This is a genomic window from Pseudoalteromonas sp. S2721, from assembly GCF_005887425.1.
GTDB lineage: Bacteria > Pseudomonadota > Gammaproteobacteria > Enterobacterales > Alteromonadaceae > Pseudoalteromonas > Pseudoalteromonas simplex.
In genome coordinates, this window is record NZ_PNCZ01000012.1 from 69377 (window position 1) to 88545 (window position 19169).

The window sequence follows — 19169 nt, forward strand, 5'->3', positions numbered from 1 at the left end:
CTCCTCCTTAGTCAAGTAAAGTGAAAGTGAGCTTTATACTCGTATCATTACTTGCAGAGACTTTTAAAAAGTCAAATCCATGCATTTTACTGGTTTGCCATTGCTTATTTTCAAGACTGATTGGGTTTTGCCAAGTGATCATCGCGATATTGTCTAAGCGCGTTATTGCTTCGCCATTACTTGGCGCATATTGTCTAAATTGAAGCTTAATACCACGAGGCGGTAAGTTTTTTGGGCCAAGGGTAAAGTCGTCAGAAGGTAAGCTGAAATCATGGCTAAATACTTGCCACGAGTTATCACCTCCGTTGCTGATAACAACTTCATTTTCCGAAAAAGTAAGGTCATCAATTTCGGTTGTATAAGTCAACAAGCTTTCTAGCTTGCCACCATTCTCAGATTGTAAGTAGCCATATAATGAGAAATCTTTACTCAATAATGGCGCCCCATTTTCGTCAATCAATTCCATCACTCGCATAGTGTGTCTAAAAGGAATGATGGAAGGGGTATTGTCAAACTCATCGCGGCTAGAGCAAAGAGCTTGAATCCCAGCGTAGGGTTTATCGGTGCAAGGAAAAACGCTATCACTAGTATGATCCCAGCGACTTACCTCAAAAGCTTCTGAGTCGTTATCCCAGTCTTCGAAATCGCCGAATACCATGATGTCTCGGCCTAAAATACTATTGCTAAGCTCACCACTAGTCACTTCAATATTAGACAAGTATGCAGCGGATGATGGTGCATATTGACGTAAGTCAATTATGTCACTGCTACTATCGAGTGTAACGGTCACTTGTGAAGTACGCTTTGTTGCTTGGTCTTTAGAGAAATATACTTCAGCATAATTGTCACGCGGTATTAACGTTACCGAGTCATCTGAGAACTCTGCTAGACGGCGCACTAAATAGTTACTTAAAAAGCCAGTGGTAAAACGAGGCTTGTAGTCTTCAATGTAAATAGGGTAAGCAAAGGCACGATTTACTGTTTGTGTGTCTGCGTTTAGGTCAATCATCACCGCAACACCTAATAGAGTGTCTAATCTAGGTTGATCAAACACAAAGTTACCTAAGCCGAGTACTGCAGGAATATCATTATAAACAGCAAAACCCTGAGCAACGTGAGGGTGATGAGCTATTAATAAATCAGTATTTTGCGAAGAAAGAGCTTGGAACCGACCGTCTATATAACTTGTTGGCGAGTAACTATATTCATCACCGCCATGCATTTGTGCAATTATAAAATTATTAGTATCAAGAGCTTGTAGAGTATCATTTACTGCATTTGCATTGGTAAGATCTGCCGCTCCTCCTTTACTCTGCTCTGCAACATAATTAAATTCATGCTCATCTCCAGTGATAGAGGTTGCAGCAAAGAGTGTTAAGTTAATGTCCCCAAGACTAGCATTCACAGGTGCAAGAGCGTCAGTGTCATTTATTCCAGCACCACTGTGTAAGAACCCCGCATTTGCTACTTCTATAAGTGTGTCTTCAAGACCCGATTGTAAATAGTCATACACATGGTTATTACCGAGCCCCAAATAGTCAACGCCTATGGCTGAAAGTCCTTGGAGTGAATCAGGTAAAGAAAAAAAGCTAAACTCTTTTGTTGGATGAACGGTACTAGGATTGCTTGTTACTGGTGATTCAAAGTTAACGGAAGCAAAGTCTGCATTTAAAAATAGCTCAGCAACATCGGCAGTAATTGCAACACTATCTGCCCCAGCTGTTTCAGGGCGAATAAGTGCATTTTTAACATCGGGGATGTTTGTTCCCATAGTCGATAAGCTTGGATCTAAATAACGGCGTCCAAACATAGTATCTCCAGCAAAAATCAGGCTTTTACTATTTTGAGCTTTTGTTTCTAATTGTACTTGAGAAGTTGCATAATTTGGTTGATTAACGATAACCCCTGCTTTTGCAAAGTAACCGTTTTGTTGCACCATTAAGGCATGGTTACCATAAGGCAAATCGCTAATGTTAACTTTGCCATTGGCATCTGATGTGTAGCTTTGTCCTGCGACTTTTATGACAACATTGCTTAAATTGGCTTTACTCTCATCCACCACTGATAGGGATAAATCAGCCTTACCAGCAAGTAAAGTTTCTCTAGCACTGATGGAATCTTGCTTTTGCTCTTGCGGCTTATCTTCATCAGGGTCTTTCACTTTACATGCTGTTAAGGTTAAACATGAAATTATAAGTAAATAGTTGATAATCTTTTTCAAAAGGCAAGCCTCGTTATCATTTTTTTTACATTGTATAGGTCAATATTATTATTGCTATATTGTATCTTTGTTGGTTATCGGGAACAATAACCGCTGGCTCTGAAAATTCAGATATTTCTTAGTCCGTTGAAATTTAGCAAAATAAATACGTCTTAAATTGAAGTTTAGCTCAAAAAAATGTTTTTTTTCAAAAATATAATTTGTTTACTAGGGTTTAACAAATATGCTGTCAGAGTTAAAGAATAAATTTGTAATCGACTAAATGAAGATGAAAAAAAAGGCCATTAAATGGCCTTTTTGTGCGTATGGGCTTTCACAAAATGAAAGTTAGAATTTGTATTTAACACCGAACATAGCAACAACTGGGTCAATTTCTACCGTTGAAGTTAATGCCTTTGCGCCGTCAGCATAAACTGTTGCGTCTGTATCGATGTCGATTAGTGAAACCATGCCATGTAGGCCCCAGTTTTCACTCATCATGTAGTTAAAACCAGCTTGAGCTGCAAAGCCAAATGAATCATCTAGTTTCACTTCTACATCGTCAGTACCTAATGTTGCTTTTAAAGCCGCAGAAGGTTTCTCATCAAAGAAGGTTGTATAGTTAATACCTACACCCACAAAAGGACGGAACTTATAAGTTGAGTCTAAGAAGTGGTACTGGGCGATTAGTGATGGTGGTAATTGCTTAATATCGGCAATTTTATTGCCCGCTAAGCCACCAGTTCCTTGAACATCATGGCTAAATGGTGTCGCTGCAACTAATTCAAGAACCCAGTTGTCATTAAAAGAGTAATCAATCGTAATACCTAATTGGGTATTGTCATCGCCACGAAGTCCTAACGTTGGCGCTTCATTGATTTTTGAGCTGTCGTTATCAGGGTTTACATTAATTGCACCTACATTCACGCTTAAGTTTGCGTTTGCAACAGGAGAGAGTGCTAATAGTGAAGTAAGTAATGCAATGCTTAATTTAGTTTTCATGTTGTTCTCCGCGAACTACTTGTCTTATTTGGTTGAGGCTATTATTACTAAGTTGCAGCGGACAAAACCTGTTCTAGATCAAAGTTTCAAAAATGTTTGAACTAAGTGAAGCCATTTTTTGATTTAGATTAAGTTTTTAAATGGGAAGATCAAAAAAAGATTGACTCTTATTGACTCTATATTCAGTTGCGGCTGGTAAACTAACGGTGTTATTTGCTTATTAGGTGTTTTGCATGGCTGATCCTCAGCACTTATTTCTTCATGGCTCGATTTCAAAAGCGCTACTTAAATTAGGTATCCCGATCATCTTAATCAATATTTTGCAGTCGGCTTATCAACTGACCGATGCATTTTGGGTAGGCCGCTTAGGGGCAGAGCAAGTAGCTGCCGTTTCTGTCAGTATGCCGGTCACTTTTTTAGTGATTGCTATTGGCTCTGGGTTGGCAATGGCGGGCGCTATTTTATCCGCTCAATACATGGGAGCGGGTCAGCAAGATAAGGTTAATCACGTTGCTGCCCAAACTATGTTAATGGTGACAATTACCGCAACCATACTTGGCTTAATAGGCTATATGCTTTCACCATATTTTCTGACTTTATTAGGTGTTGAAGATCAAGTGTTTGGTGATGCCCTTAAATTTATGCATGTATCTTTTATCGGCGTTGTGTTTGTATTTATTTATGCCATGTTTCAAGCATTAATGCGTGGTATAGGGCAAACCAAGGTGCCGCTCTATATTGTAAGCGGTACTGTGTTACTCAATTTTGTGCTTGACCCCTTACTGATTTTTGGTTTTGGTGACTTTTCGGGTTTTGGCGTAATGGGCGCTGCATTAGCCACACTTATCACGCAAAGTTTAGCGGCTGCAATCGGGGTATGGGTGTTTTTGCGAGGGCGTCACGGCATTCAACTTAAACTCTCTAGTTTTAAACCAGACTGGCAGTATATGAAGCAAGCCTTCTTTTTAGGAGCGCCAGGCTCGGTTGAACTCTCTGCGCGAGCCTTTGGTTTAATTATTATGTCGTTTTTGGTAGCTAGCTTTGGTACGCACACGATTGCCTCTTATGGTGTTGGATCTAATATTTTACAAATGGTGATGATCCCGGCAATGGGTCTTTCAATGGCTGTTTCGACTTTGGTTGGTCAAAACATGGGGGCGGGAAATCCACAGCGTGCAGCACAAATAACACGATTAGCCTCACTTTGGGGACTGCTGGGCCTGACAATAGTGGGTGTTGTTGCTTATCTGTTTGCTGAATACTTGGTGGCTTTTTTCATTCCTGATGATGAGTCTGTGATAGCGGGTGGTGCAGAGTTCATTCGGGTTATGTGCTTAACTTGGGGCGGAATAGGCGTGCAGCTTTGTGTAGTCGCTGCATTTAGGGCTTCAGGCAACATGCTAAATGCGATGGTTGTGTCACTGCTTTCACAATGTGTTATTCAATTTCCTGCCGCGTATATTTTGTCTAAGCATACCTCTCTTGGACCGCAGGGAATTTGGTATTCGTTTGCTATTACGAATGTACTTGTGGCGATTATTACTTATCTTTGGTTCGCAGCTGGTCGTTGGCAACGAACACAATTAACCAAAGAAGACAAAGACATTGCCAAGGTAACCCAAGAAACCCTTATTGAAGAAGGAAATCATTAATTTAAGTTTCACACTGCGGTCATAATCTCTCGTTGTAATAACATAAGCTTTCTAACTGATTAGGGTTATTATGAGTTTGATATCAAATGCAGAGTTAGTAACGCACCAGTCGGTGCAATCTGAGGTGGTTGAAACATTACAAACCTTGCTCCGATTTAAATCGGTAACGCCCGCTCAAGCTGGTGCAATTGATTGGCTTGAAGGTAACTTAAGCCAGCTCGGCTTTGATTGTGAGGTATTTAGCTTTAATCATGTTACTAATTTAATTGCTAAAATCACCTTTGGTGAAGGCCCTATCGTTGCTTTTTCTGGCCATATTGATGTGGTACCAGCTGCAGAAGGTGATTGGCGAATTGATCCTTTTAGTGGTGAGATAGTCGATGGCAGTGTCTATGGCCGCGGCGCAGCAGATATGAAAGGCGGCGTTGCTGCTATGCTTTGCGCAACAAAACGCTTTTTAGCGCAAAATAGCAATAAACGCGGCACATTTTACTGGTTAATTACCTCAGATGAAGAGGGCGAAGCTGAATACGGATCCTTACTGATTGCTGAGCGGTTAGCCAAACAAGGTGTTGTGCTAGATGGTTGCTTAGTAGGCGAGCCGACGAGTCATCAGCATGTGGGTGATACCATTAAAAATGGCAGAAGAGGCGCTTTGTCTGCTCGATTATCTATTCAAGGTAAAGCTGGGCATGTTGCTTATCCAGAAAACACCATAAACGCTGCACATTTAAGTGCAGAGGTTGTGAAGCGCTTAACGGCAATTAGCTGGCACAAAGATGAAACAAGTTCGGCTACAACACTGCAAGTGACCGGAATTAATATTGCCAATGTGGTCGATAATCTTGTTCCTGCTCAATGTGAGCTCACGTTTAACGTACGTTATAGTCATGGCTACAAAAGTAAAGACATCAAAGAAGAAATTCAGTTTGCATTGGCAGATCTAGCATCACAGCTAACGCTTGTTTGGGAGCGTCCGTGTGAATCATTTTATACCCTGCATCAAGCCAGCAATTGCTTATTGCAGCAGCTTGAACAAGCCGTGCATGAAGTAACAGGCAGCTTCCCTATGCTTAGTACCAGTGGTGGCACATCAGATGGTCGCTTTTTTGCTAATGAGCACACGCAAGTGATTGAATGTGGCGTGCGAAACCATACCATTCATCAAGTTAATGAGCATGTTCCTATCGCAGATTTAAAAGCTATTGAACAAATATATTTAGCTGCGCTTAGAAATATATTTAGTTAAAAAAAAGTCGGCGAATATGCCGACTTTTTTAAGCTATTTTATAACGACTATTCGCGTGGCTGCCCTAAGTATCGTTTGGCTTTACTCGCTTTTACTTTATCTAAGTCGACAAGCACTAATCCATCAATGCAATTATTGAACTCAGGGTCGATGCTAAAACTTAAAAACTGTACGCCTCCTGGCTCACAAAGCTCTGTGTATTGTTTGAATAAGGTTGGGACTTGCGCACCAATATTGGCAAGCACATGCTTAAGCTCAACAAAATCTTCTTTAATATCATCCCCAGCAAATAACTGAGCACATTGCTCTTTTTGTGATTCGGTATGGCGATATTCATTGTTTGGAATGGCTAATACTTGTTTAGCACCATAATAATGCTGGTAATAGTGAACCAATAGCGATTTAGCTTGCTCGGGGAGCGCGTTTGACACACTGACCGCGCCAAACAAATAGCGATATTGCGGGTAGCGGTTCACAAATGCGCCAATGCCAAACCACAAATAATCTAGGCTCTTTCTGCCCCAGTATTTGGGTTGCACAAAACTGCGACCGAGCTCAATGCCTTTTTCAAAATACGGTGTCATATCATCGCTGTAGCTAAATAGGCTGTCAGTATATAAACCTTTGCGGCCATGTTTTTGTATAACGTCTTGTGCGCAGGCAAGTCGGTATGCGCCGACTAGTTCAAGTTGCTTAGCATCCCACAGAACGAGGTGTTGATAATCCATGTCGTATTTATCTATATCACGGCGTTTACCACTGCCTTCACCGACTGCCCGAAACGCAATTTCACGAAGTCGTCCTAGTTCACGGAAAATCGGTGAGCTACCACAGTATTGATATAAATAAATTTTCATACCATCAGAGGTTTCACCTAATAGCTCACACTCTTCAATGGCTTTTTTAAGGTCTTTTGTTGCTTCAGGACTGGCAATGGGGGTTTGCGTTTTTAACGGCAGCGGTTTTTTTGTGATAAGTCGATACAGTTGTTTTCTTATCAACTGAGCTATTTCTTTATCTTTTAAATTTTCGATTAAATATGACTCAGGTGGGATGGACGCGCCAATTTCAAACTCTAATGATTTTTGTCGTTGTTTGAACATCTCTTTGACTAATAACAAACTGGCTAAGGGTTTGTAGATCATTGAGGTGCCGTAGAATAACGGGCTGTTTTTCGCTTTGATGTAAATAGGCAAAATAGGTGCGTTGGCTTTTTTTGCCATACGTAAAAAACCACTGTTCCACTTACAGTCTTTAATTCCTGTTGGACTTAAGCGCGATACCTCACCTGCAGGAAAGATTAATAATGCACCGTCTGATTTTAAGTGTTGCTGGATATTAGCGAGTTCTTTCTTTTTACTCGTACCAGAGAGGTTATCAACGGGAAGGAGTAACGAGTGCATCGGAGTGATTGACATCAGCATGCGGTTTGCAACGACTTTTAAGTCGGGGCGCACACTTGATAAGACTTTTATCAGCGCTAATGCATCAAGAGAGCCGATAGGGTGGTTTGCCACAATAACGACATTACCTTCACTAGGAATATGTTCCATTTGCTTTGGCTTGTAGCGCGTGTCAAAGTCAAGCTCATCAAGTACTTGCTCTACAAACTCAAGTCCTTGTAAGTGTGGGTATGCATCACCAAAGGCAACAAATTCTTGCTCATGTAATAAATAACCCAGACCTTTCTTTACTAAGCCTTTTACTTTTGGCGAATTTTCTAATTGTGGTAAATTTGCTTCTATTACTTTATCAACACTGATCATACAAACCTCAAACATAAACGCATTTAGCGATGAGGTTAGGGTAAGAGTTCGCTGTGACAGTTAGGTTGCAGTTGTGTGACTTTTTAAAGAGCGCTTCGTGTTCGAGGCTAAAATGGAGAAGACAATGATTTTACTTGTAGCTGTAACAGGCCGAGATTGCAGCCAATTAATTGCTCGATTACAAGCGTTATTACCAGAGATTGACGTACAGCTTTGGTCTGAGTGCACAGACTACGAAGCCGTAGAGTTTGTACTGGCCTGGAATGCGCCCGCTGATTTATGGCCTAAACTAGTAAATTTAAAAGCAGTTTCTTCATTTGGTGCAGGCGTTGATAGCATCGACTTAACAAAGATAGCAGCGCATATTCCTGTTGTTAGAATTGTTGATGATAACCTTGCTAATGATATGGCAGAGTATGTATTGGGTCATGTATTGGCGCACAAGCTGAGACTCAAAGAATATTATTTAAAACAATCAGCGGGTACTTGGAAGCCAAAGCGAGCGTATTCACATCAACATGTGGGTATCTTAGGTTACGGCGAATTAGGCAAAGCCTGTGCAAAGCGTTTACTCGCAAATGGTTTTCAAGTGAGTGCTTGGTCTAATAGTGAAAAACACGACGTTGAAGTAAGCACCTATTACTCACAGCAGGGGTTAGATGACATGCTCGGTCAAATTGATTATCTCGTGTGCTTACTACCACTTAACCAACACACTCAGGGCATTATCAATAAATCACTGCTGGGTAAACTACAAAGCCATGCGGTGCTAATTAATGTTGCCAGAGGCAAACATGTTGTCGATGAAGATTTACTCGAGGCACTTAATAGTGAGCAATTACGTGGCGCCACCCTTGATGTATTCAGCGAAGAGCCTTTACCTCAGGCGCACTCTTACTGGTCTCATCAAAAGGTGACCTTAACGCCTCACTGTGCTGCAATTTCAGATTTAGAGTCTGTCTCGTTGCAAATTGCAGGTAATGCTAAAAGATTAACTGAAGGTAAAGAGTTAATAAATCAGGTTGATAGAACAAAAGGTTATTGACACATTATAAATTTGTTTAATAAACGTCTTGTTAACATCTGTAATTTTGCTATTCTGGAGTTGCTCAATAAAAAAACAATAATAAAAGAGGCGTTATGAAATCTAATCAAAGTGGAGCTAAATTTAGTCTGGTCGTCGTGTCAGTTATCGTTTTAGGTGTGTCAGCATGGTTTAACCAAGCTAATGCATCGGAGCAACCAGTTCAGGACATTGAAGTTAGTCAATCATAACCACACGGCATGCTCATCGAGTGCAGCACGTTTAGATGCTGCACTTTAATCGCTTATTCAACTAACTTCTTTTTGAGTGGATTTCTCTGTTCTCGTGTTTCTTCTCGTCAGATTTTTTAATCATCACATACGTTGCACCACTACCACCATGATGCTTAAGGGCACTGTGAAAGGCTAAAACCGCTGGAATTTCTTGCAGCCACTTATTGGTATAGCTCTTTAAAATACCGGGCTGTGATTTATTTTTGATACCAATCCCATGGCGAATAAGTACGACACGAATATTTCGTTTATGACAGTCATCGATAAAATTAAATAACGTACTACGTGCACGTTGAAGAGGCTGACCATGCAAATCAAGCGTGGCATCGAGTTGATATTTAGCTAAGCGTAAGTTTTTATATACTTGGCCTTGTACGCCATCTTTTTTAAATGCCAATATGGCATGAGGATCTAACAGCTCGACGAACTCGCTGCGTAAATAGTTTTCATCAATTGCTAAATCACACTCAGCTGCTTTACGTTTTTCTTGTTGCGCTAAAGAAGGGCCTTGCTTGGTGGAATCAAATTGAACAGTGTCATGCTTAAGAGGTTTTACGTCTTCCATAGATGAGAGAAATAAGTCGAAGTCGTTTAATGACATAAGGTACCTCCAAATTATTTATATACGCCGTTTATGGTATCTCAGTTCAACCATTTTGTAAGTAAAAAAAAGCCCAAGCAGGGGACTGCTTGGGCATAAATGCTGATAGATGATATAGCCTATTCTATCAATTTATCTTAGGGGAAGATTAACCTTGATTAATATTCAACTGGCCAAATGTGTAGACCTTGAATAAATAAAATGTGTTGATCAACACCAAGCTCATGTTTGATATTACGCTTGATGACATCAGATTTAAACTAAACGATAAAAATAATAAACTACACGCGCTAATCGCTGCAAAACGCAGTAATGTTAGCTGGTTAATAAAAAATGCACCTAGTCCTAGTGCAAGTAACGTTAAGTTTAAAAGCCAATCTAGCTCGTTTAGCATGGTCGTATCTGATCGTGTCTGTGTTGAAAAAGGAGCGCCATTATGGTGATCTTTTACACAGCTTTCAACCAAGTAATTTTAAATTTTCGGATTAGATTTTTTAATCCATTATCAGCTTTTTCATCGCTGCAAAAAATCCATTTTGTTCTGTAACTCGGTACTTCTGACAGGTGTCTGGTTTACGCTTATCTTGGCACAGGTAAATAATGTTGCGGCTTAGGTCTGCACGGGGGCTAAGAGTAGAATCAAATAAGTTTGCACCATAACCAAAAACCCCGGGCCAAAATATACTTTGTGAGACCATACCTAGCTTTTCGTAAGTGATTAACACGGGTTTTGGCGTAATTAGCAGAATTAATACAACTGCTGCGAGTGCATACCACCGTGTTTTGCTTTTCTTAAGTTCTACTTCAGGAGCACTGTGCTGAGCAGCTTGTGCGCGCGCTTGTTGTTGGTTTACTGGTCTTTGGCGCTTTGCTTGTGTTGGTTTCTTTCGTGCAGGAGCTTTACCAAGTAAAGATTGTTTTTTTATTTTATTAGACATAAAGCTTATCTGGCCTTTTAAATATAGGTCTCTATAATGAGATTATAACGAAGTTTTTGATATAATAGTCAAATTCAAATCACTCATAGCTTAAATGCGTTACACTCTACAGTGCAATGAGTGTTTATCTTCATAGTTTAAGAGGAATAGTATGGATACGCAGCTTTCAATTCTAATTGTGGACGACGTAGGTACGGTCCGCAGTTTTCTAAATCAAACATTAATGCACCTTGGTATCGATAATGTACGTGAAGCTTCTACAGCCGCACAGTGTTTAAGCGCATGTAAAGAGAAAGAGTTCAATATAATTTTTCTAGATATTGAATTACCCGATGGAGATGGTAAAGAGATTATCACGCAAATTAATGAAATTTCGCCCGAAGCCAATGTCGTGATGGTTTCGGCTCATTCAACAGTAGAAAACGTTAAAGAAGCAATTGAAAAGGGCGCTAAAGGATTTGTAGTAAAACCGTTTACACCTAAGAAAATTGCGGCAATGCTGAAAAAGTTTTACCCAGAACTAGAAATTGTCTAGCTAATTAACTATTGGGGCATTTAGAAAAGTGCCTTGTTAAATTACAAACAAAAAAAAAACCGGCAAAAGCCGGTTTTTCATATTCATCAAAAACAAATTATAGCGCCTTGATTTTAGCTGCTAAACGGCTCTTATGACGAGCTGCTTTGTTCTTGTGGATTAGACCTTTAGTTGCGTAACGGTCTAGGATAGGTGTTGCAACAGCGAATGCCGCTTGTGCAGCTTCTTTGTCGCCCGCTTCAATTGCAGCAACTACTTTTTTGAAGTAAGTACGCATCATTGAACGACGGCTTGCGTTATGTTGACGATTTTTTTCGCTCGTAATAGCGCGTTTTTTTGCAGACTTGATGTTAGCCAAGGTTTGCTCCTAACAATCTTAAAATAAGCTTAATTTAAAGGCCGTGGAATATGCCTGTTTTTATCATGAATGTCAACGAAATTTTGACATCTCAAGAAAAACTGCTCCTTATAACGAACATCAATTTGCCGCTTTAGCAGTTAATATCGCCATTGTAACAAAGGGTCGGGTTCGAGCCTAGTGCTTTAAAGATATTTTAGGCATAATCGCCCATCTTAGAAGTTTTTTGATAATGGGTTTAAGGTGGCAAAAGGATTATTTCGTTCTGGGATGATTGTTAGTGCAATGACGATGATCTCGCGTATTTTAGGGTTAGTAAGAGATGCGGTTGTGGCGAATCTCCTAGGTGCCAGTGCTGCTGCGGATGTGTTTTTATTTGCCAATCGAATTCCTAATTTCCTAAGACGCTTATTTGCTGAAGGAGCCTTTGCCCAAGCATTTGTGCCGGTTTTATCTGAGATAAAAGAACAACAAGGCGATGACAAAGTCCGGTTGTTTGTAGCTCAAGCAGCCGGTACGTTAGGAACTATTTTATTAATTGTTACCCTGTTCGGAGTTATTGCTTCTCCAGTTATAGCGGCCTTATTTGGAACTGGCTGGTTTATTGATTGGTGGCAAGGAGGCGAAAATGCCGAAAAGTTCGTACTGGCCAGTGCACTGTTAAAGCTGACTTTCCCTTATTTATTTTTCGTGAGTTTGGTTGCCCTGAGCGGTGCGGTCATGAACGTCTATAATCGCTTTGCTGTTGCAGCGTTTACACCTGTGCTGTTGAATATATCGATTATTAGCTGCGCAGTTTTATTACACGATAAATTTTCAGTTGGGGCTTATGCCCTTGCCATTGGCGTATTTGTTGGGGGGGTAGTGCAGTTACTGTTTCAGTTGCCATTTTTGTACCGTGCCCGTATGCTGAGCCGCCCAAAATGGGGCTGGCAAGATGAAAACGTTAAAAAAGTGCGAAAACTCATGCTACCAGCCTTGTTTGGCGTGTCTATCAGTCAAATAAACCTGTTGCTCGACACCATGATTGCCTCAATGTTGATGACCGGCTCTATCGCGTGGCTTTACTACTCAGACCGTTTAATTGAGTTTCCTCTTGGCTTATTCGGTATCGGTATCGCGACGGTAATTTTACCCGCATTGTCTAAGCTACATAGCACTAAAAGCACAAAAGATTTTCAGCTAACCCTGGATTGGGGGGTGAGATTTGTTATTTTCTTAGGCTTGCCTGCTATGTTTGGTTTAATGGTGATAAGCCCGCTCATTATTACGGTTTTATTTGATCATGGTGCATTTCAGGACGGTGAAATTGATCATGTAAAAGCGGTAAGTTACGGTGTCATGGCCTACTCAGTTGGACTGGTTAGCTTTATGTTAATCAAGGTGTTAGCACCGGGCTTTTATTCGCGTCAAGATACTAAAACCCCCGTAAAAATTGGTATTAAAACACTGGTGTTAAATATGGTGTTTAACATTATGCTAGCTCCATTTATTGGCTATTTGGGGTTAGCGTTAGCAACCGCGATGTCGGCCAGTTGTAATGCCTATTTGTTGTATCATCAACTACGTAAAGAAGGCGTTTATCAGTTTTCTGCGATGAGCCTTGGTTTCACCTTTAAGTGTTTGTTTTCAAGTTTATTAATGGCCGCATCTGTATGGTATGTGGGCCAGCAATTTGCCTGGAAAGCATGGCACTTTACTGAGCAAGTGCTGCTGTTGAGTGGATTATTAGTGCTGGCGGTTTTTGTTTACTTTGCGGCCTTATTCATTCTAGGTGTGCGACTAAATACGATAAAAAGTGTTGCAACTACTGAATCAAACTAAAAAAAAGATTATAATCGGCGCTTCAAGCCCGATATCAATGTTTTGGGCTCGCTGATAAAGGCAAAAAGGTGGCATGGAGTTAATTAGAGGTATTCACAATATTCGCGCGCAGCATTATGGCTGTGTGTTGACCATTGGTAATTTTGATGGCGTGCACTTAGGTCATGCAGAAGTGATTAAAGGCTTGCTGCAAGACGCAGAAAAGCATCAATTGCCAAGTACCGTGATGTTATTTGAGCCTCAGCCACAAGAGTTTTTTGCCAAAGATAATGCACCCGCGCGTTTAACTCGACTACGTGATAAGCTCAGTTTGCTTGCTAAATTAGGCGTGGAACGAGTGATTTGTATTAGCTTCAATCAGCAATTTGCCAACATGGAAGCAGAACAGTTTGTCAGCCAAGTACTGGTTGAAAAGCTAGGCGTTAAAGCATTAACTGTTGGTGATGACTTTTGTTTTGGCAAACGTCGTCGTGGAGATTTTGCGTTACTAAAAACCATGGGCGCTGAGCTGAACATGGATGTGAAAAGTACTGCAAGTTTTCGCAGACTCAATGATAGAGTAAGTAGTACCCTTATTCGCCATGCGCTTGCTGCAGGGCAATTGGAAGATGCAAAAACCATGTTAGGTCATGGCTATGCGATTTCTGGGCGTGTTATTCATGGCTGGGCGAAAGGTCGTGAATTAGGGTTCAGAACGGCCAACATAGCGCTAAAACGCCAAGTATGCCCAGTAAATGGGGTATTTGCGGTAAGAGCAAAAGTGGGTGATAAAGAATTATATGGGGTTGCAAATATTGGCAACAAACCCACATTTAATGGGACACGCGCATTGTTAGAGGTTCATCTTTTCGACTTTGCGCAAGACATTTACGGACAATTTATGCACGTGGAGCTAATTAAAAAGCTTCGCGATGAGAAAAAATTCGAGACATTAACACAACTGACGGCGCAGATTGCAGATGATGTAACCGCCGCTAAGCAGTGTTTTGGTTTAAATTAGGTAGCCGATACGGAAAGTAGGATTAATGAGCGACTACAAACATACTTTGAATTTACCGGAAACAGCGTTTCCAATGCGCGGCAATTTGGCACAACGTGAACCAAAGATGCTTAAGACATGGTATGAAGACGATCTTTACGGTCAAATTCGCAGCGCTAAAAAAGGTAAAAAAACCTTCATTTTGCATGACGGCCCTCCGTATGCAAACGGTGATATCCATTTAGGCCACTCGGTAAACAAAATTCTTAAAGATATTATTGTTAAGTCAAAAACCTTGTCTGACTTCGACGCACCTTACGTGCCGGGTTGGGACTGTCACGGTTTACCAATTGAATTAATGGTTGAAAAGAAAGTAGGCAAGCCAGGCGTGAAAGTGTCTGCTGCTGAGTTCCGTGAAAAATGTCGCGCATACGCCAAAAAACAAGTCGAAGGTCAAAAAACAGACTTTAAACGTCTTGGTGTATTTGGTGACTGGGACAAGCCTTACTTAACAATGAACTTTGACTTTGAAGCGAACGCAATTCGCGTGCTTGGTCGCATCATTAAAAATGGTCACTTACACAAAGGTGCTAAGCCTGTTCACTGGTGTACAGATTGTGGTTCAGCACTTGCTGAAGCGGAAGTTGAATACCAAGATAAACAATCTCCAGCAATCGATGTACGTTTTCAGTTTGCTGATCAAGATGCTGTAATCAATGCGTTTGAACTTGCTGAAGGCCATGAAGGTACCGGTGCAGTTAGTACTGTTATCTGGACGACAACACCGTGGACATTACCAGCTAACCGTGCAGTAGCCGTTCACGAAAAGCTTGAGTATGCCCTTGTACAAATTGATGACGAAGGTGCACAGCAACGTCTAATTTTAGGTTCTGAGCTAGTTAAAGATGCTATGGACCGTTATGGCTTCAAACATTACCACGTACTCGGTTATGTAAAAGGTGCTGCACTTGAGAACTTACAGGTTGCTCACCCATTCTATGACTTCACAGTGCCTGTGATTGTGGCTGATCACGTAACGACTGATTCTGGTACTGGTGTTGTTCATACTGCACCAGGTCACGGTCAAGAAGATTTCGCGGCAGGTCTTGCTTATGGTTTAGAAGTAGCTAACCCTGTTGGTGCTAACGGTGTTTATTTACCTGACACACCAATGTTTGCAGGTCAGCACGTATTCAAAGCGAATGCGAGCGTCATTGACGTATTAACTGAAAACAATGCGTTATTGCATCATCATGCGCTTACGCACAGCTACCCACATTGCTGGCGTCATAAAACACCTATTATCTTCCGTGCTACGCCACAGTGGTTCGTAAGTATGGACCAAGCTAACCTTCGTCAAGATTCATTAAACGAAATCAAAAAGACTGAGTGGTTACCTGAGTGGGGCGAGAGCCGCATTGCAAACATGGTTGAAGGCCGTCCTGATTGGTGTATTTCACGTCAACGTACATGGGGTGTGCCAATTGCATTATTCGTTGATAAAGACACTGGTGCGCTTCACCCGAATACACAAGAGCTTATCGAAGAAGCGGCGAAATTAGTTGAAAAATCAGGTATTCAAGCTTGGTATGACTTAGATCCAGCTACTTTACTTGGCGATGACGCTGAGCAATACATGAAAGTTCAAGATACGCTAGATGTATGGTTTGACTCAGGTGTGACTCACGCATGTGTGGTTGATGCACGTGAAGATTTAACCGGTCCTGCTGATCTTTACTTAGAGGGTTCTGATCAACACCGTGGTTGGTTTATGTCGTCAATGATGACATCGGTTGCTATCAATGGTCATGCGCCATACAAGCAAGTGCTAACACATGGTTTCACGGTTGATGAAAATGGCCGTAAGATGTCTAAGTCATTAGGCAACGTAATTTCACCACAAAACGTGATGAACAAACTAGGTGCTGACATCTTACGTTTATGGGTTGCATCAACTGACTTTACAGCTGAAATGACTGTATCTGATGAAATCTTTAAACGTTCAGCAGACCGTTATCGTCGTATTCGTAATACGAGCCGTTATTTACTTGCGAACTTAAGTGGTTTTGATCCAAAAACAGATCAAGTTGCTATTGAAGACATGGTTGAGCTTGACCGTTGGATTGTGGGCCGTGCAGCTGAACTGCAAGATGAAATCTTAGCGGCTTACGACAAGTACCAAATGCTACTTGTAACGCAAAAGCTAATGAACTTCTGTACTGGTGAGCTTGGTTCGTTCTACCTAGACGTAATCAAAGATCGTCAATACACAGCGAAAAGCGACAGCCATGCGCGTCGTTCATGTCAAACTGCGCTTTATCACATTGCTGAAGCAATGACCCGTTGGATGGCACCGATCTTAAGCTTCACTGCGCAAGAAATCTGGGAAGCATTACCAGGTGAGCGTGACAAGTTTGTATTCACTTCTGTGTGGTACGATGGCTTACAAGCTTCTTCACAAGGTAAGTTCAGCAACGATGATTGGTTAACAATCCTAAACGTTCGTGATGAAGTAAACCGTGTGCTAGAAGCGGCGCGTAAAGAAGAAGTTATTGGTGCAACTCTACAAGCAAACGTAAGCATCTATGCAGGTGAAGAGTTAAGTGCGAAATTAGCTGCATTAGGTGATGAACTGCGCTTTGTACTATTAACTTCAGGCGTGACAGTCGAAACTGTGACTACGCAGCCAGAGGATACGCAAGCTACAGAAATTGATGGCTTATACATTAAAGTTGCCGCAACAACCGCTGAAAAATGTGAGCGTTGTTGGCATTACTGTGATGATGTAGGTGCTGATCCTGCACACCCTGAAATCTGTGGCCGTTGTGTAAGCAATGTTGACGGCGATGGTGAACAGCGTCAGTTCGCATAGGAGTTGTTTGTGAGCAAACTAGCCGGAAAAAGTGGCTTGGTTTGGTTATGGCTTAGTCTACTGCTTTTGGTAGTAGACTATGCGACAAAATCACTTGTCGTTAATACCATGGCCTATCAAGAGTCGATAGATATTCTGCCATTCTTTAACTTCACCTATGTACACAACTATGGTGCGGCATTTAGCTTTTTGAGTGATTCAGGTGGCTGGCAGCGCTGGTTCTTTAGTTTGATTGCAGTGTCGATCAGTGTGCTTTTAGTGCGGTGGCTGAAACGTTTACCTGCGTCTAACAAGGTATTATGTTCTGCTTATGCGTTAGTTTTAGCCGGTGCAATAGGCAATTTATACGACCGAATCGCGTATGGCTATGTTATTGACTTCCTGCATGTATATTACGAAAACTGGCACTTTCCTGTTTTTAATATTGCCGATTGTGCGATTTGTATCGGTGCCGCATTACTTTTATTTGATGCCTTCACAGGCGAAAGTCCTAAGGAGCAACAAGCATGAGCCAAGCTGTAATTGGTGAAAACTCTGAAGTGATCTTTCATTTCTCAATTAAGTTAGAAGATGGCTCAGCAGCCGATTCAACTAAAGTACATAATAAACCTGCAAAATTGCGAATGGGTGATGGCAGCCTGACAGCAAACTTTGAAAAGTGCTTACTCGGTTTAGCGGCTGGTGAAAGTAAGTCATTTGCATTAGAGCCAGAAGATGCATTTGGTCAGCCAAATCCAGATAACATCTACTATGTTGACCGCAGCAAGTTTGGTGCAGACACGCCTGCTGAAGTAGGTAATATTATTGCCTTTACTCAGCCTGATGGTACAGAGTTACCTGGTCTTGTTCGTGAAGTGCAAGGTGAGTCAGTTACTATTGACTTTAACCACCCACTTGCAGGGCAACGCTTAACCTTTGAAGTCGATATTTTAGAGGTAACAGGTTAATGGATATTTTATTAGCGAACCCACGTGGTTTTTGCGCAGGCGTTGATCGTGCAATCAGTATTGTGGAGCGCGCACTCGATATCTTTGAAAAGCCAATCTATGTGCGTCATGAAGTCGTTCACAACCGATATGTTGTTGATGGCTTGAAAAATCGCGGTGCAGTCTTTGTTGAAGAGCTAGATCAGGTTCCTGACGACAGCATTGTTATCTTTAGTGCGCATGGTGTATCACAAGCTGTTCGAAGCGAGGCAAAGCGACGTGACCTTAAAGTATTTGATGCAACCTGCCCGTTGGTAACAAAAGTACATATGGAAGTAACACGTGCAAGCCGTAAAGGTACTGAGTGTGTGTTAATTGGCCATCATGGTCATCCAGAAGTAGAAGGTACAATGGGGCAGTACGATAACGAAGCAGGTGGTATTTACTTAGTAGAAACGCCAGAAGATGTTGCAAACTTAACGGTTAAAAACCCTGAGAACCTGTTTTACTGTAGCCAAACAACGTTATCTGTAGATGATACAGCAGATGTGATTGATGCATTACGCACTAAGTTTCCAGCAATTGATGGCCCGCGTAAAGATGACATTTGTTATGCTACGCAAAACCGTCAAGATGCAGTGCGTGACTTAGCTGATAAAGTGGATGTATTGCTTGTAGTTGGGGCTAAAAATAGCTCTAACTCTAATCGTTTACGTGAGCTTGCCGATAAAATGGGCACTACGGCTTATTTGATTGATGATGCAAGTAATCTTGAAGCTGATTGGTTCAACAATGTAAATGCGGTGGGTGTTACTGCAGGTGCATCTGCACCAGAAGTTTTAGTTCAACAAGTTATTGCTCGTCTAAAAGAATTGGGTGGCAATCAAGTTGTTGAAAATCCTGGCGAAGAAGAGAACATAGTATTTGCCGTTCCTGTTGAGCTACGCTAA

18 protein-coding genes are annotated in these 19169 nt (G+C 41.4%); 11 read left to right on the forward strand and 7 right to left on the reverse strand.

The window, feature by feature from the left end; translation table 11 throughout:
• Positions 1-7 precede the first annotated feature (7 nt).
• Together CWC02_RS05590 and CWC02_RS05595 are read right to left on the reverse strand one after the other, a co-directional pair.
• A complete protein-coding gene (locus CWC02_RS05590) occupies positions 8-2221 on the reverse strand; it encodes a CapA family protein (RefSeq protein ID WP_138616943.1) in 2214 nt (737 codons plus the stop codon).
• A 327-nt stretch (positions 2222-2548) separates the two neighbouring features.
• The gene (locus CWC02_RS05595; RefSeq protein ID WP_054551769.1) at positions 2549-3202 is read right to left on the reverse strand and encodes an OmpW/AlkL family protein; all 654 of its coding nucleotides are present in this window, start codon (positions 3200-3202) and stop codon (positions 2549-2551) included.
• A 233-nt stretch (positions 3203-3435) separates the two neighbouring features.
• Here CWC02_RS05595 and CWC02_RS05600 point away from each other — a divergent pair, with 233 nt between their 5' ends.
• Positions 3436-4854, forward strand: coding sequence for an MATE family efflux transporter (locus CWC02_RS05600; protein ID WP_054551768.1), 1419 nt, complete (start codon positions 3436-3438; stop codon positions 4852-4854).
• 70 nt (positions 4855-4924) lie between these two features.
• Entirely contained in the window at positions 4925-6103 is a 1179-nt protein-coding gene (gene dapE, locus CWC02_RS05605) for a succinyl-diaminopimelate desuccinylase (protein WP_138616945.1), read from the forward strand.
• A gap of 47 nt (positions 6104-6150) precedes the next feature.
• On the opposite strand, the gene olsF is transcribed toward dapE, so the two are convergent.
• A complete protein-coding gene (gene olsF / locus CWC02_RS05610; RefSeq protein WP_138616947.1) occupies positions 6151-7869 on the reverse strand; it encodes a bifunctional ornithine lipid synthase OlsF in 1719 nt (572 codons plus the stop codon).
• 124 nt (positions 7870-7993) lie between these two features.
• Here olsF and CWC02_RS05615 point away from each other — a divergent pair, with 124 nt between their 5' ends.
• Both CWC02_RS05615 and CWC02_RS21055 read left to right on the forward strand, forming a co-directional pair.
• Positions 7994-8914, forward strand: coding sequence for a 2-hydroxyacid dehydrogenase (locus CWC02_RS05615; protein WP_138616949.1), 921 nt, complete (start codon positions 7994-7996; stop codon positions 8912-8914).
• 95 nt (positions 8915-9009) lie between these two features.
• Positions 9010-9144, forward strand: coding sequence for a hypothetical protein (locus CWC02_RS21055; RefSeq protein ID WP_262387613.1), 135 nt, complete (start codon positions 9010-9012; stop codon positions 9142-9144).
• A gap of 61 nt (positions 9145-9205) precedes the next feature.
• Here the strand turns inward: CWC02_RS21055 and smrA are convergent, their stop codons facing one another.
• The 3 genes from smrA to CWC02_RS05630 all read right to left on the reverse strand — a co-directional run bounded on the left by smrA (position 9206) and on the right by CWC02_RS05630 (position 10725).
• Positions 9206-9787: a DNA endonuclease SmrA gene (gene smrA / locus CWC02_RS05620; protein ID WP_054551764.1), complete on the reverse strand. Its 582-nt coding sequence runs from the start codon at positions 9785-9787 to the stop codon at positions 9206-9208.
• 148 nt (positions 9788-9935) lie between these two features.
• On the reverse strand, positions 9936-10181 hold the full coding sequence (locus CWC02_RS05625) for a hypothetical protein (RefSeq protein WP_138616951.1): 246 nt from the start codon (positions 10179-10181) through the stop codon (positions 9936-9938).
• A 100-nt stretch (positions 10182-10281) separates the two neighbouring features.
• Positions 10282-10725 (reverse strand): hypothetical protein, encoded by a 444-nt coding sequence (locus CWC02_RS05630; RefSeq protein WP_054551763.1) that lies wholly within the window; start codon positions 10723-10725, stop codon positions 10282-10284.
• Between the two features lie 151 nt (positions 10726-10876).
• Between CWC02_RS05630 and CWC02_RS05635 the strand changes: the two genes are divergently transcribed.
• The gene (locus CWC02_RS05635; protein ID WP_054551762.1) at positions 10877-11260 is read left to right on the forward strand and encodes a response regulator; all 384 of its coding nucleotides are present in this window, start codon (positions 10877-10879) and stop codon (positions 11258-11260) included.
• Between the two features lie 97 nt (positions 11261-11357).
• Here the strand turns inward: CWC02_RS05635 and rpsT are convergent, their stop codons facing one another.
• Positions 11358-11618 carry a 30S ribosomal protein S20 gene (gene rpsT / locus CWC02_RS05640; protein WP_036967030.1) on the reverse strand — a complete coding sequence of 87 codons (261 nt, stop codon included), beginning with the start codon at positions 11616-11618 and terminating at the stop codon, positions 11358-11360.
• A 243-nt stretch (positions 11619-11861) separates the two neighbouring features.
• Between rpsT and murJ the strand changes: the two genes are divergently transcribed.
• The 6 genes from murJ (at position 11862) to ispH (ending at position 19169) form a co-directional block, all read left to right on the forward strand.
• Positions 11862-13442 carry a murein biosynthesis integral membrane protein MurJ gene (murJ, locus tag CWC02_RS05645; RefSeq protein ID WP_268795023.1) on the forward strand — a complete coding sequence of 527 codons (1581 nt, stop codon included), beginning with the start codon at positions 11862-11864 and terminating at the stop codon, positions 13440-13442.
• 73 nt (positions 13443-13515) lie between these two features.
• On the forward strand, positions 13516-14442 hold the full coding sequence (gene ribF / locus CWC02_RS05650; RefSeq protein ID WP_062564282.1) for a bifunctional riboflavin kinase/FAD synthetase: 927 nt from the start codon (positions 13516-13518) through the stop codon (positions 14440-14442).
• Between the two features lie 25 nt (positions 14443-14467).
• The gene (ileS, locus tag CWC02_RS05655; protein ID WP_054551760.1) at positions 14468-17293 is read left to right on the forward strand and encodes an isoleucine--tRNA ligase; all 2826 of its coding nucleotides are present in this window, start codon (positions 14468-14470) and stop codon (positions 17291-17293) included.
• A 9-nt stretch (positions 17294-17302) separates the two neighbouring features.
• Positions 17303-17803 (forward strand): signal peptidase II, encoded by a 501-nt coding sequence (lspA, locus tag CWC02_RS05660; protein WP_138616953.1) that lies wholly within the window; start codon positions 17303-17305, stop codon positions 17801-17803.
• The gene (fkpB, locus tag CWC02_RS05665; RefSeq protein ID WP_054551758.1) at positions 17800-18240 is read left to right on the forward strand and encodes an FKBP-type peptidyl-prolyl cis-trans isomerase; all 441 of its coding nucleotides are present in this window, start codon (positions 17800-17802) and stop codon (positions 18238-18240) included. The genes lspA and fkpB overlap by 4 nt, the downstream gene beginning before the upstream one ends.
• The gene (gene ispH, locus CWC02_RS05670; protein WP_138601501.1) at positions 18240-19169 is read left to right on the forward strand and encodes a 4-hydroxy-3-methylbut-2-enyl diphosphate reductase; all 930 of its coding nucleotides are present in this window, start codon (positions 18240-18242) and stop codon (positions 19167-19169) included. Before fkpB ends, ispH begins: the two co-directional genes overlap by 1 nt.

What these genes read in the sequence shown, in the direction of transcription:
- CWC02_RS05595 (WP_054551769.1), bottom strand. Translation starts at nt 3,202, where the DNA reads ATGAAAACTAAATTAAGCATTGCATTACTTACTTCACTATTAGCACTC.
- CWC02_RS05600 (WP_054551768.1), top strand. Translation starts at nt 3,436, where the DNA reads ATGGCTGATCCTCAGCACTTATTTCTTCATGGCTCGATTTCAAAAGCG.
- dapE (WP_138616945.1), top strand. Translation starts at nt 4,925, where the DNA reads ATGAGTTTGATATCAAATGCAGAGTTAGTAACGCACCAGTCGGTGCAA.
- olsF (WP_138616947.1), bottom strand. Translation starts at nt 7,869, where the DNA reads ATGATCAGTGTTGATAAAGTAATAGAAGCAAATTTACCACAATTAGAA.
- CWC02_RS05615 (WP_138616949.1), top strand. Translation starts at nt 7,994, where the DNA reads ATGATTTTACTTGTAGCTGTAACAGGCCGAGATTGCAGCCAATTAATT.
- CWC02_RS21055 (WP_262387613.1), top strand. Translation starts at nt 9,010, where the DNA reads ATGAAATCTAATCAAAGTGGAGCTAAATTTAGTCTGGTCGTCGTGTCA.
- smrA (WP_054551764.1), bottom strand. Translation starts at nt 9,787, where the DNA reads ATGTCATTAAACGACTTCGACTTATTTCTCTCATCTATGGAAGACGTA.
- CWC02_RS05625 (WP_138616951.1), bottom strand. Translation starts at nt 10,181, where the DNA reads ATGCTAAACGAGCTAGATTGGCTTTTAAACTTAACGTTACTTGCACTA.
- CWC02_RS05630 (WP_054551763.1), bottom strand. Translation starts at nt 10,725, where the DNA reads ATGTCTAATAAAATAAAAAAACAATCTTTACTTGGTAAAGCTCCTGCA.
- CWC02_RS05635 (WP_054551762.1), top strand. Translation starts at nt 10,877, where the DNA reads ATGGATACGCAGCTTTCAATTCTAATTGTGGACGACGTAGGTACGGTC.
- ribF (WP_062564282.1), top strand. Translation starts at nt 13,516, where the DNA reads ATGGAGTTAATTAGAGGTATTCACAATATTCGCGCGCAGCATTATGGC.
- ileS (WP_054551760.1), top strand. Translation starts at nt 14,468, where the DNA reads ATGAGCGACTACAAACATACTTTGAATTTACCGGAAACAGCGTTTCCA.
- fkpB (WP_054551758.1), top strand. Translation starts at nt 17,800, where the DNA reads ATGAGCCAAGCTGTAATTGGTGAAAACTCTGAAGTGATCTTTCATTTC.
- ispH (WP_138601501.1), top strand. Translation starts at nt 18,240, where the DNA reads ATGGATATTTTATTAGCGAACCCACGTGGTTTTTGCGCAGGCGTTGAT.